This window comes from Thermosediminibacter oceani DSM 16646 (assembly GCF_000144645.1).
Lineage (GTDB): Bacteria > Bacillota > Thermosediminibacteria > Thermosediminibacterales > Thermosediminibacteraceae > Thermosediminibacter > Thermosediminibacter oceani.
The window spans coordinates 809,790-822,665 of record NC_014377.1 but is presented as its reverse complement, the minus strand read 5'-3'; the positions used below and the strand labels follow the sequence as shown (position 1 = coordinate 822,665).

Below are 12,876 nucleotides of genomic sequence, written 5' to 3'. Positions count from 1 at the left end.
CGCTACAGCCAGCAATCCGAATGCGGAATTGTACGCTCCAAGGGCGCTGTCAATAATATAAGCGAAATCATCTGTACGATCCGCCTTTTCTTGTTACAACCCTGGGAAAATGGTATAATTTAGTTGTTGGGAGGTTTGATTATTTTGAGAAGCATAAAGTTGCAGGCAGCTTCTCTCTGCAACGAAATAAATATAAACCGCCTGTCGCTTCGCTTTGGCATAGAAAAGAAATACCAGTGGGACGAACCTCTGGTGCTGTCGGAGGAGCAGCTCAAAGGCATAATCCGGATGCCCGAGGGCAAATCCGCATATATCTTTTCTTTCGGCTCCATGGTCTTTTTGAATTTCGAACACCACGAGATAATGGACCTATTGGATTACCTAAAGAAAACAGAAAAAAATATCCTTCCCGTAACCTCCCTTGATTACACCGACGATTACACGGTAATGATAAATCCCGGGAAAGAACTCGCGGTCAGCCACGAGTATACTATCATCCCGGAAATCAGGGAAATGTACCTGGAAATAATAGCTACAGTACTCGCCAAATCCGTAGCTCTAGCCCGGATCGAGGACGAAATTGACAATTTAATGGATGCCATCGAGGATATAATAAATTATCTGGAAGCGGGTAGGCTTAACATATCGGACGAGAAACTCGCCAGGATGTCCGGCAAGATCCTTGGCTTCAAATACAACACCCTGTCGTATATAATGCTTTTGGATAAACCGGAAATAACGTGGATCAACGAGGAAAGTGAAAACCTTTACATACAGCTGGAAGAACAGTTCGAACTGGGCGACCGGTACGAGAAAATCCGGCATAAGACCGAAACGCTGCTGGATATCACCGAGGTATTTACAGGCCTGGCTCACGCCAAAAGGGGAACAAGGCTGGAATGGATGATCATAATTCTTATAGCCTTTGAAATACTTCTCAGCATAATCATGTCAGCGCTGGGAATACACTATTAAATTTCAAGGAGGTGGATCACGTGAAGAGGATAAACCCCAACATTTTCAGGCAGTACGATATAAGGGGCGTTGTAGGCGAAGAGATAGATGAAGAAGTGGCCCAAACCCTCGGGCGGGCTTTCGGAACCTTCGCTCTGAGAAACGGCGAGAAAAAGGTCGTGGTGGGCAGTGACAACAGATCTTCATCGCCTTCTCTAAAACGTGCTTTGATAGAAGGGCTGATGTCCACCGGATGCGATGTAGTGGACCCGGGGACGGTGGTGACTCCTGTATTCTATTTCTCCAGAATACACTACGGCATCAATCCCGGTATTATGGTAACCGCCAGCCACAACCCCCCGCAGTATAACGGTTTTAAGGTGGCCTTCGGGCACGCCACGCTCTACGGCGACGACATCCAGAAAATAAGGGTAATGATGGAAAAGGGGGAGTTTGAATCAGGAAAAGGTAAACTATCTTATATAGACCCCACCGAAGACTACATTTCAACAATATGCGATAAAATCGAGTTATCAAAATCCCTAAGGGTGGGTATCGACTGCGGCAACGGCACTGCATCTTTATTTGCAGAAAAGTTGTTCAAACGGCTGGGAGTTGAAACACACCCGATCTACTGCGAGTCGGATCCCTCCTTTCCCAATCACTTTCCTGACCCGGTGAAGCCCGAAAATTTAAAAGACCTCAGAGAGCTGGTGTTGAGGGAAAAGCTTGATTTGGGCATCGGTTTTGACGGCGACGGGGACCGCATAGGCGTGGTAGACGACACAGGAACCGTCATATACGGGGATATGCTCATGATCCTTTACTGGCGGGAGATACTGCCTAAACATCCCGGCACCACAGCTATCGTTGAAGTAAAGTGCTCTCAAGCCTTGGTAGAGGAAATCGAAAGGCTTGGCGGGAAGCCAATGTTCTACAAAACTGGCCATTCTCTGATTAAAGCCAAGATGAAAGAAATCGGCGCCGTTTTCACCGGCGAAATGTCGGGGCACATGTTTTTCGCCGATGAATATTACGGTTTTGACGATGCCCTGTACGCAGCCGCCCGGCTATTAAGAATTCTCTCCCGAACCGGTAAAAAATTATCAGAATTACTATCCGATGTACCGAAATATTATTCAACGCCGGAAATACGGGTGCCCTGCCCCGACGACGAAAAATTCGCAAAGGTGGAAGCGATAAAGGAGTACTTCAGGAAAAGATACCCGATGATTGACGTGGATGGTGCCAGGGTGCTCTTTCCCGATGGATGGGGCCTGGTCAGGGCCTCCAATACCGGACCCGAGCTCATCGTGCGCTGCGAAGCCAAAACCCCCGAAGGCCTGGAGAGAATAAAGGAAGAGATGCAGAAGGCCTTAAACCCTCTCAAGGCATTTTAAAAGCCGCTCCTTTCTGGAGCGGCTTCAGACTGTCGACAAAGTAACTGTCGACAGTCTTTTTTTGCAAAAGCTAGTACAAAAATCATCAGCTTTTTAGTAAAATTAAAGAAGATACAAAAATATTGTGGGGCGATGAAATGTTAACGAAGAAAAATCGAGAAATAATAGAGCAGGTAGAATTAGTAAGCATCGATAGCTTAGTACCTCAAGACCATCTCCTTAGGGCAGTAGAAGAAAGCATCGATTTTAATTTCATTTATGATGAAGTAAAAGACCTATATAGCGAAAATACAGGAAGACCTAGTATTGACCCGGTAGTGTTAATTAAGCTACTCATGCTCCAAGCATTGTATGGAATCCGCTCCATGCGCCAAACCATCAGAGAAGTAGAAGTCAATGTAGCTTACCGTTGGTTTTTAGGCTATGGATTACAAGAAAAAATACCTCACTTTTCAACTTTTGGAAAAAACTATGAACGGCGGTTTAAGGAAAGTGATCTATTTGAAAAGATATTCGAGCGGGTGTTGATGGAAGCAATAGAATGCGGGTTTGTTAAAACAGATGCAGTATTTATCGATGCTACTCACATAAAAGCCAGTGCCAATAAGAATAAATATATCGAGAAAGTCGCTAAGCAACGGACTCAAAAATATAAGGAAGAACTTTTAAAAGAAATCAACGCCGAACGGGAAGCAAACGGTAAAAAGCCCTTTGAAGAAGAAGATGATGATGACGATAACAACAAAGGAGAAAATAGCTCTAAAAAAGTCAGGGTAAGCACCACAGATCCTGAAAGTGGGATGTTTCAAAAAGGGGAAAAAGAGCGCTGCTTTGCCTACACAGCTTCTGTAGCCTGTGACCGGAACAACTTTGTCCTTGGTGTCAAAATAGCACCTGGAAATGTTCATGACAGCCAGGTATTCTCCGATTTATTTCAAGAAGTAAACGATAAATTTTCTAAAATAGAGGCGGTAGTGGTTGATGCAGGCTACAAAACCCCCGGGATATGCAGAGAAATCATTGAGGCAGGAGCGCTTCCCGTTATGCCCTATAAGAGGCCGATGACCAAAGATGGTTACTTTAAAAAACGCGAATACGTCTATGACGAATATTATGATTGTTACATATGCCCCAACAACCAAATATTAGAATACAGCACCACCAACCGGGCGGGATACCGGGAATATAGGAGCAACCCCCAAATATGCTGTAAATGTCCCATGCGCCTACAGTGCACCAAAAGTAAAAATTACACAAAAATCATAACTCGGCATATATGGGAGCATTACATAGAAATAGCGGAAGATATAAGACACACCCAATGGGGTAAAGAACTATACAAAATGCGCGGCCAGACCATCGAGCGGGTATTTGCCGATGCGAAGGAAAAGCATGGCATGCGCTATACAAATCTACGAGGCTTGAGGAAAGTTGGACATTACCTCACGCTTCTTTTCGCATGCATGAATTTAAAAAAGCTGGCTTTATGGAAGAAAAGACGGGGAACGTTTCCGCCAACAGTCCCCGCTTTACATTCGTTTTTCTTAAAAATTTTCTTCGCCTTCAACAAAAAGCCGCTTTTAGGTTATGCATCCTAAAAGCGGCTTTGTCTACAAGCTGAAGCCGCTCCTTTCTGGAGCGGCTTTTTAATATCTGAACTTCAAATAGCTCCACGTCATTGGATCGGGCACCGGTAGTTGGAGATAACCATTGTATCGCAATAGCGCGACCATTGAATCAAAATTGGCCTTCTTGTGGTGAAAGTGCCCGGGTAGTAGAAAGGAATTTACAGTACACAGCTTGCCGCGGCCTAAAAGTCCGTAGTAGCACCTGTCGCAGGTAAGCGAATTTTTTTCTTATTGATTATCGCATAAAATTCCAGCAAACCGCCTTCCCTGTAAGTCCCGGGACACACCATCGGAAGCTTCAGACTGAAAAGGGTTATGCGGTCCTTTCTCTCCCTTATAAAGCAGTTGTCAGCCATCTTCATTATTCTTTCGGTAAGCAGCCCCTTCGTAAAATCGAGGATGTCACCGTCATACCTGTAATAATGCATAACCGCCCACTCCTTCTCTTATATAGAGTGGGCGGTTTTTTCTAAATGTATACGGCTAAAAACCTAGTTTATCCCTCAGATAATCCTTGATATTGTCAATTCCTATCCGGTCCTGCTGCATGGTATCCCTGTTTCTAATCGTCACCTTGTGGTCATCGAGGCTGTCGAAGTCCACGGTTATGGCGTACGGCGTTCCGATCTCGTCCTGACGGCGGTAGCGCTTGCCTATGCTGCCTGTATTGTCGTATTCCACCACATAGCATTTTTTAAGGTCGTGGTAGATTTTCCGCGCCAGCTCTTCCAGCGGCTCTTTCTTGAAGAGCGGAAACACGGCGCATTTGATGGGAGCGACGTCCGGGTGAAATCCAAGCACCACCCGTGTCTCGCCCTCCACCTCTTCCTCCCTGTAAGCATCGCAGAGGATTGCCAGCATTGCTCTATCGACGCCCAGCGAAGGCTCTATTACATATGGAACGATATGTCTTTTTTCCTCCTGGTCGAAATAGGTCAGACTTTTCCCCGAATACTCAATGTGCTTCGAAAGATCGTAGTCGGTCCTGTTGGCGACTCCCCAGAGCTCGCCCCAACCGAAGGGGAAATTGTATTCCAGGTCCGTTGTGGCTTTGGAATAATGGGAAAGTTCTTCCGGTGAATGATCCCTGAGGCGCAGGTTTTCCTTTTTCACCCCCAGCGACAGGAAGAAGTCCATAGTGAACTGCCTCCAGTATTCGAACCATTCCATATCTTCGCCGGGTTTTACGAAAAATTCCAGTTCCATCTGCTCAAATTCCCGCGTTCTGAAGATAAAGTTTCCGGGGGTGATTTCGTTTCTGAAAGCTTTGCCTATCTGCGCTATTCCAAAAGGAAGTTTAACGCGGCTGGTGTCCAATACGTTTTTGAAATTCACGAATATGCCCTGGGCAGTTTCCGGTCTCAGATACACTACCGAACTTGAATCTTCGACAACCCCCTGGTGGGTCTTGAACATAAGGTTGAATACCCTGGCATCGGTCCAGGCAACCTCGCCGCATACCGGGCATTTTATTTGGTTGTTATGGATTATCTCCGTAAGTTCCTGGACGCTTTTGCCTTCCGCGTGAATACCCAGGGTGTCTTCGATGAGGTGGTCGGCCCTGAACCTGGATTTGCACTGCTTGCAGTCTACGAGAGCATCGTTAAAGCCGGCGACGTGTCCGGAAGCTTCCCATACCCTCGGGTGCATCAAGATGGCGCTGTCAAGGCCTACCACGTCATCCCTTTCATATACGACCTTTTTCCACCATATTCTCTTTATATTCTGCTTAAGCTCGACCCCCAGCGGGCCATAGTCCCAGGTATTCGCAAGGCCTCCGTATATTTCGGACCCCTGGAACACAAAACCCCTTCTTTTACAAAGGGAAACTATTTTGTTCATAATCTTTTCTCCGTTATCAGCCATGTATGCTTCTCCTTTCTGCCAAATAAACTTGTAAAATTAAAAACCCCTAGACCGGTTAATAGTCTAGGGGTCCTGATGCCGGACGGTTCCACCCTAGTTGCAGGCTTAGCCTGCCGCTTTAAAAAAGACCTATAAAATTTTCATAATATAACCCCTCCGGCTGCCACATGCCTTCTGTGCCGCGGAGCTCCCACTATCCTCCGCTCGCTGCAGGCAGGGAGAAAGCACTTATCCGAAGGTATCCGTTTAAATTTTTAATATATTATAGCACAGCGCATGATGCGATACAAGTATATTTACAAACAAACTCATGTCGTATCGCACCTTCATACAATTTCCATTTGCTCTCCCCGCGTCTTTGACATTTTTGATAATATACGGTTTAAACGCTTTTTTATTTCCTCTATCTCGGTTCTGTGGCATACTCCCAAAAGTCTTTTTTTGCTGTAGGCAAGTTCAAGGGCCTGCTGAGCCGCCCGGGCAGCCCTCTCGTAATCCTTCTTCCTGTGCTCGTAATACTTTGAAAGTTCCAGCAGAGCAAAGAGTAGGTTAATTCCTTCTCCGACCATTTGTATCCATATTTTTTCAGCCTCGTCCCACCGGCCCATCCTTTTATAGAGCAAAGACAGCTGCCGGTAAGCCCTATCCCTCACACCGGGAACGTCGAGGGCCCTCTTGTAACATTCCACGCTTTCTTTATACATCCTCATATCCTCGTAAAGGCGGCCAAGGCAGTAGTAGTCCTGGCCGTAGCAGGTACCGGATCGAAATGGATCCCCCAGGGCATGACCTATTTTGGAAAGAAGGCTCACCAGCGAGAGGATGTCCACCCGGTTGTGGTGCAGCACGGGTATCAAAGGGAGCGGGTCCTTTTCTCTAAGATACCTGAAATATATCGATGGAATCTCAAAACCGGGTACGTCATCCTTCCTAGCCATATAAAAAAGAGATTGTTCAAGCGACGACAGGCTGACGCTCCGGAGGCGTTCACGGAATATGCGCCTGGCGGTATGGAGCAGGTCGAGGTGGGCCAGGGATTCCAGGGGATTTTCCATCCTGTTTATGAGAAATCTTGCGGACAGGAGCGGTATATCGTAGGCTTTTCCGTTAAAACTCACCACACCCCGAAAATTACCCAGCAGGTCCTTCAGGCTGTGGAGCACTGCGGGCTCTTGGTCGAAATCGCTCATAAAATACTGCACCAGTTTGAACGAGTCCCCGTCGAAATAGCCGACTCCTATTAAAAAGGCGTAGGTCCCGGAGCCGCCGGCAAGGCCCGTTGTCTCAGTATCAATGAAAGCCGTCTTTTTAAAGTCAAGTTCCGCAAAATCGGCGTTTTTAGCAATGAGCTTTATTATTTCCGGGGAAATATCCAGCACCGAGCGCAGCATTACACCGGCGTGGCAAAAATGCCCGTCAAAAACCCTCTCTATGGCTATGTGCCTCCCGTAAGGAGTCCTCAGAAGTTCACCGCCGAGCGCGCGGGAGATACGGCTCAGCTCATCGCTGTCATCTCCTGCCGCTGGTTTATGTGAATCTTTTTTGTCCCTTCCGGCAATGAAGGCTTTCAATTTTTCTGAGAGGTTCAATCGAAAAGCACCCCTTGAATCAGTTTTAAGGCAGAAGCTTTGCTTCCGGGACCTACTTCTTCCAGGGGCCCCACACACGAGGGACATCCGTCGTCGCAACCGCATTCGAGGATGACCTGCCGGGCGGCTTTTAAAAGTTGCGTGTCCATCTGGTAAAGCCTTTCGGCAAAACCCACTCCCCCCGGATACGCGTCGTATATGAAAATCGTCGGTTTTTGGGTAAAGGGCGACCTGACCTGGATGACGCCGCGGATATCCCTGGGATCGCACATCAGATAAAGGGGGGCGATGTTGACCAGCACGTTGCACAGGCCCGCAAGCCCTGACCTTAAGTCTTCTGCCGTAAGGCCGCGGACGGTTTCCGGAACCGTGAACCAGAAAGCCGTGGTGTGCATCTCTTCCGGCGGCAGGTGTATGGGGCCGGAACCTACGTTTTCATGGGTAAAAAATTTTATTTTCTTAAACATAGTAGCGAGCGAAGTAACCAAAACCTCTCCGAAGTACTTGGCGGTTTCTTCCCGCCGGTGCTGCTCCTTTAACACATCCAGTACCTTTATTTCCACCGCCAGGTTCGCATCGGTATAATAATCCACATCGACCTTCCTGACGTAGGCTTTTTTCTCCTCGTAGTCCAGCTTTTCCACCTGATACTGCTGACCGCCGTGTATGTAAATGGCTTCTTCATGGATGAGCATCGGGGCGCTGGCCCTGTCCACTTCTCCGATAACCCTGGGCTCTTCGGTGATGTCCACCACCACAAAATTCTCGGTCGAAGCACTCCGCAGACTTATCTCTTCGGCGGGGAAGGCGTCAGCCATCCAGTGCCATCTTCCCCCTACGTGGCGCAGGATTTTCTCGCTCTCCAGGAAGGAAAGTATTTCTTCAGTTGTCTCCACGCCGAATTTTTCACCGTCTTCAAAGGGCAGCTCAAAAGCCGCACACTTTATATGGCTGACTAGGATGTAAAGGTTGTCGGGATTTATCAGGCCGCTTTCGGGCGGTGAACCGAAGAAGTAGTCCGGGTGGTTTATTATATACTGGTCAAGGGGGCTGCTTGAGGCCACGAGTATCGAAGCCGATACTGCAGAACGCCTTCCGGCGCGCCCCGCCTGCTGCCAGGTGCTTGCTATGGAACCCGGATACCCGGTGATTATGCTGACATCCAGCCCTCCTATATCTATACCCAGCTCCAGGGCATTGGTGCTGACTACCCCGAGAATCCGGTTCTCCCTCAGGCCTTTCTCTATCTCGCGTCTTTCCCGGGGCAGATACCCACCCCTGTAGCCCCTTATGGAATCGGAACCCTTGAGTGTGTCTCTCATTCCCTCCTTAAGATACGTGAGCATCACCTCTACGGCCAGCCGGCTCCTGGCAAATACTATCGTCTTAATACCGTTTTTTAAAAAATCGAGGGCAAGGTTTTTTGCCTCCAGAAGGCTGCTCTTCCTGATACCGAGCTGCCGGTTTACGACCGGGGGATTGTAAAAAATTACGTTTTTTTCGCCGGATGGCGCTCCGCTCCTGTCGATGAGCACCATTTGCCTGCCGGTGAGTTTTTCAGCCAGTTCCTTCGGATTGGCTATGGTGGCCGAACAGCATATGAATACCGGATTTGAGCCGTAAAACCTGCATATCCTGTGGAGGCGTCTTAGAACGTTAGCGGTATGGCTGCCGAAAACCCCCCGGTAAGTATGGACTTCGTCTATCACAACGTATTTCAAGTTTGAAAAAAGTTTTATCCACTTAGTATGGTGAGGTAATATACCGGTGTGCAGCATATCCGGATTGGTCACAATTATATGGCCGTCCTTGCGTATGGCCACCCTGGCCGAAGGCGGAGTATCACCGTCGTAAGTAAAGGTCTTTATATCTTCTCCCATAGCCTCTACCGTTTCCATGAGTTCGGCTACCTGATCCTGGGAAAGTGCCTTTGTAGGAAAAAGGTATATGGCCCTGCTGTTTTTATCCTGCAGGATGGCGTTGAGGACAGGCAGGTTATAGCAGAGGGTCTTTCCGGAAGCGGTAGGTGTCACTACCACCACGCTGTTGCCCTTCGTGACCTCATCTAAAGCTATTGCCTGATGGGAATAAAGGCTGTGAATGCCCTTTTTATTCAAGGCCAAGATGAGTCTTTTATCGAGATAGTCGGGAAAGGGTTCGTATTCCGCCGCTTTTGGAGGAATTACCTCCCACCTGGTTACGCATCTTTTAAAACGGTCCGAATGCTTTAGTTTCTCCAAAAGCTGTTCGAGATTCATATCACCGACACTCTCCCCTCCCGAAGGTCATTTCTTTTTATTTTAGCAAAAGCCCTTTCCATCTACAAGATCGACCAAATATGAAATGACCCCCCGCCGGGGACAGTTAAAGCGGAGCTCACCCGAACTTTGAGCCCCCGGGGCAACCGCAGGAACCGGACGATCCGTAACAGCCGCTGCTTATTCCAGTCCCGAAGGGCGATACCTCCCTGCGGGTGTTGCCGCTTCTGCAATCGGGGCATTCAATAGGCTCGTCCCTCTCCTGTAACTTCCTAAGTACTTCAAATCGGTGTCCGCGGTCTACACATTTATATTCGTAGACGGGCATTTGCTATCCTCCTTTTCAAAATGTCAAAACTTTTTTTCAATCATCTTGAACTATATTATATAACTGTTGGATTTGAAATGATAATATTTTATCTTAAATCGCCCAAAAATAATATCAGAGCAAACAACTCGAACAGGAGTGAAAAAAATGGTAAGCAAAATGCAACTTCATGCGGTAGGGGAAGCCTGCCCCGGATATACCTACATCGGTGATGATGCGGTGGGCAGCTCTTTCGAAGACGCGGAAAAGATAGTTAGCTGCGAGACATGCATACACTGGGTCCGAGGGAGGTGCAATATAGACCTCTTCGATAAGGTGCTATCCAGCCTGGACCAGACGTGAGGAGGGATTGTTTTGTCTTTGAAGAAAAAGTTGTTTGCCCGTAGAAAGACCTTTGCTCGCACCGAGATAGGTTCAAATATATATAAGCCTGCGGGCAGGCCCAGTCCACGGGAGATCAAATCACAGAAAGCCCAGTTGGAGAGCAACCAGCCGGGCACACGGAAAGATATCAAGCCGAAGATGCATGACAAGCAGAATTGAAAGATAAAGAAAGGTGAAACGTCTCGTTTCACCTTTCTCATCATTATGCGGTTTTCTGAAAAGGAGCGGAAGTTCTGACTTTACCGGTAACTATTACTTCTCCAAAACGATCTCATGATCGAGGAGCTTAATTTCCTTAATCCTGGCCTCCACCGTCATTTCTCTCCCGAGAAAGTCGCGCAAAAAGATACTGCCATTTCGGGGCTCAAGGTAAATGACATTTTCCATTAGTTCCTTTTCCCGACCATCTTCAAGCATAACTGCCCTAGATTCGCACATATTTCTTCACCTCTTTAGAGTTTGCGTAGGTTTTTTAAAAGATGTTTTTATATCCCCTTTCTCCGGCTGAACTTCTTCATAACGCCCGGAAAAAGTCCCATATCGGTGTGGGGCAGAAAACAGGCCCCTAAGAATTCTTCCATATAACCGGGAAAAGCGCTGAGTTCCACATAGGTTATAGATTCCGCTATCTGTTTTGCTTTTTCTCTTGCCCCCCTGCTGGTGAGACAGAGATAGGATCCGATCAGGGAACTGTTGCCAATGTAAGTAAACTTTTCTTCCTCTACTTCCGGCAGCAAGCCTATATTTATGGAATTTTTAATATTAAGGCCTCTACCTATGCCGCCGGCTATTATTATTTTATCTATGTCCGTGACCTTCATCTCTAGGATTTTAAGTAACGTACTTATCCCGGAATAGACCGCGCCCTTTGCCCTGATGAAATTATCCAGGTCTATTTCGTTTATGGTTATATCCCGGCCGTCTTCAGTCTCGTCCTTGGATGCTATCACGTATTCGTAGACGCCCAGGATATCGTCGAATCTTATTCTTTCGGATTTCAAACCGGTATTTATCTTCCCTCTCGGGTCTAATATTCCGGTCATAAACATGGCGGCCACGATATCTATCAAACCGGAACCGCATATCCCGCGGGGCTTGGTGCCACCTACAACGCTGTAGCGGGGCTCTAAAGTCCTGTCGTCTATCGTCACCTGGTCTATGGCTCCCCGCATAGCCCTCATTCCGCAGCTTATTTCCCCGCCTTCAAAAGCAGGGCCTGCCGAACACGCGCAAGCAACCATAACTTCCCGGTTCCCGAAGACTAACTCACCGTTAGTACCGAGGTCTAGAAACAGCACATTCTCGTCGCTGTTCCAAATGCCGGCCGCCAAGACCCCTGCAACAATATCCCCACCAACATAACTCGCCACACTCGGCACAATAAACACCGGTGCATCGGGATTGATACGAATTCCCACATCCCCAGCCTTAAGCGGCGGATGGTTCCTAAAAGCCGGTATATAGGGTTCCAGCCGTATGTTTGCCGCTTCAACCCCGAGAAGAAGGTGAGCCATTGTGGTGTTGCCCGCAAAAACCCCGAAAACTATATCCTCCGGGTGTATATTAAGCCTCTCGGTCATCTCTTCAACCAACCGGTTTACCGTACCCTCAACGACTGCATGTTTGAGAGCGGCAAGGCCGCCTTTCCCGGTTGAATAAATGATCCGGCTTATAACATCGGCGCCGTACTGCATCTGGAGATTTCCGGCACTGGCCGACTCCTTTATCTTTCCGCTTTCAAGCTCCACTAAATTTGCCGCTACGGTAGTTGTCCCCACGTCAACACATATTCCGTAAAGGGGTTTATCCTCACCGGAACCCCTAACCTCTATTATCTCATAATCGTCATTTTCTCTTGTGAGTATAACGTTTATATCAAAATCATTCCTTCGAAGAGTTCCCGGCAGCCTTCTCAACACATCCAGGGAACACCTAACAGATCCGGAACCGCACTTAGTCGCAAGTCCCCTGCAAAGGCGCTCCCAATCCTGGACATTGTCGTCTAACGTTGGCGGGTCGAGAGTTAGCCTTATTTTTTCAAACCCGCTATTAATTTCTATCCCCGAATCTTCCAGCATCTTTCGAGCCTTATTTATCCAACCCTCTTCTTCTTCGCCGGGATCCACATCCTCCACCAGCACCTCGTTTACCACCTTAATTTCCTGGGTCTCTACAACCAGGTCGCTCAGTGCGAAAGTGAGACACGCCAGACGTATCCCTTTTTCAAAATCAGCATCGGGAAGAGCGAGAGATTTCTCAAACCTGTAATCTCCTTCGAGTATCCTTATCCTGCATTTTCCACAATGACCACTGCCGCCGCAGGGCGCGTCGATGAAAACCCCGGCCTTGCGGGCGGCTTCCAGTAAGCTGGTGCCTTTTTTTACTTTTATGGTCTTGTTTTGGGGTTTAAACAGTATGGTGCACCCATCCATATTTTCACCTTCTCTTTAAGTGCTTAAATCCTCTTTA

At 47.8% G+C, this 12,876-nt stretch carries 12 protein-coding genes; 5 read left to right on the top strand and 7 right to left on the bottom strand.

Annotated features, from left to right (window positions below):
• Positions 1 to 144 precede the first annotated feature (144 nt).
• The 3 genes from TOCE_RS04125 to TOCE_RS04115 all read left to right on the top strand — a co-directional run bounded on the left by TOCE_RS04125 (position 145) and on the right by TOCE_RS04115 (position 3,952).
• A complete protein-coding gene (locus tag TOCE_RS04125) occupies positions 145 to 975 on the top strand; it encodes an RMD1 family protein (protein WP_013275632.1) in 831 nt (276 codons plus the stop codon).
• A 20-nt stretch (positions 976 to 995) separates the two neighbouring features.
• Entirely contained in the window at positions 996 to 2,354 is a 1,359-nt protein-coding gene (locus TOCE_RS04120; RefSeq protein WP_013275631.1) for a phosphomannomutase/phosphoglucomutase, read from the top strand.
• A gap of 137 nt (positions 2,355 to 2,491) precedes the next feature.
• Complete coding sequence (locus tag TOCE_RS04115) at positions 2,492 to 3,952, top strand: IS1182 family transposase (RefSeq protein WP_425358462.1); 1,461 nt, start codon at positions 2,492 to 2,494, stop codon at positions 3,950 to 3,952.
• A 212-nt stretch (positions 3,953 to 4,164) separates the two neighbouring features.
• On the opposite strand, the gene TOCE_RS04110 is transcribed toward TOCE_RS04115, so the two are convergent.
• From TOCE_RS04110 to TOCE_RS04090, 5 genes are all read right to left on the bottom strand, one after another.
• Positions 4,165 to 4,410, bottom strand: coding sequence for a hypothetical protein (locus TOCE_RS04110; RefSeq protein WP_013275630.1), 246 nt, complete (start codon positions 4,408 to 4,410; stop codon positions 4,165 to 4,167).
• 55 nt (positions 4,411 to 4,465) lie between these two features.
• The gene (locus TOCE_RS04105; protein ID WP_013275629.1) at positions 4,466 to 5,848 is read right to left on the bottom strand and encodes a glycine--tRNA ligase; all 1,383 of its coding nucleotides are present in this window, start codon (positions 5,846 to 5,848) and stop codon (positions 4,466 to 4,468) included.
• A 326-nt stretch (positions 5,849 to 6,174) separates the two neighbouring features.
• Complete coding sequence (locus tag TOCE_RS04100; RefSeq protein ID WP_013275628.1) at positions 6,175 to 7,437, bottom strand: ribonuclease H-like domain-containing protein; 1,263 nt, start codon at positions 7,435 to 7,437, stop codon at positions 6,175 to 6,177.
• Positions 7,434 to 9,695 (bottom strand): DEAD/DEAH box helicase, encoded by a 2,262-nt coding sequence (locus tag TOCE_RS04095; RefSeq protein ID WP_013275627.1) that lies wholly within the window; start codon positions 9,693 to 9,695, stop codon positions 7,434 to 7,436. The genes TOCE_RS04100 and TOCE_RS04095 overlap by 4 nt, the downstream gene beginning before the upstream one ends.
• A 118-nt stretch (positions 9,696 to 9,813) precedes the next feature.
• Positions 9,814 to 10,023, bottom strand: coding sequence for an FmdB family zinc ribbon protein (locus TOCE_RS04090; protein ID WP_013275626.1), 210 nt, complete (start codon positions 10,021 to 10,023; stop codon positions 9,814 to 9,816).
• Between the two features lie 147 nt (positions 10,024 to 10,170).
• Here TOCE_RS04090 and TOCE_RS04085 point away from each other — a divergent pair, with 147 nt between their 5' ends.
• Positions 10,171 to 10,365 carry a hypothetical protein gene (locus tag TOCE_RS04085; RefSeq protein ID WP_013275625.1) on the top strand — a complete coding sequence of 65 codons (195 nt, stop codon included), beginning with the start codon at positions 10,171 to 10,173 and terminating at the stop codon, positions 10,363 to 10,365.
• 12 nt (positions 10,366 to 10,377) lie between these two features.
• Positions 10,378 to 10,566 (top strand): hypothetical protein, encoded by a 189-nt coding sequence (locus tag TOCE_RS04080; RefSeq protein ID WP_013275624.1) that lies wholly within the window; start codon positions 10,378 to 10,380, stop codon positions 10,564 to 10,566.
• A gap of 93 nt (positions 10,567 to 10,659) precedes the next feature.
• Here the strand turns inward: TOCE_RS04080 and TOCE_RS04075 are convergent, their stop codons facing one another.
• Positions 10,660 to 10,845: a CooT family nickel-binding protein gene (locus TOCE_RS04075; protein WP_013275623.1), complete on the bottom strand. Its 186-nt coding sequence runs from the start codon at positions 10,843 to 10,845 to the stop codon at positions 10,660 to 10,662.
• A gap of 47 nt (positions 10,846 to 10,892) precedes the next feature.
• Positions 10,893 to 12,839: a corrinoid activation/regeneration protein AcsV gene (acsV, locus tag TOCE_RS04070; RefSeq protein WP_013275622.1), complete on the bottom strand. Its 1,947-nt coding sequence runs from the start codon at positions 12,837 to 12,839 to the stop codon at positions 10,893 to 10,895.
• Between the last annotated feature and the right edge of the window lie 37 nt (positions 12,840 to 12,876).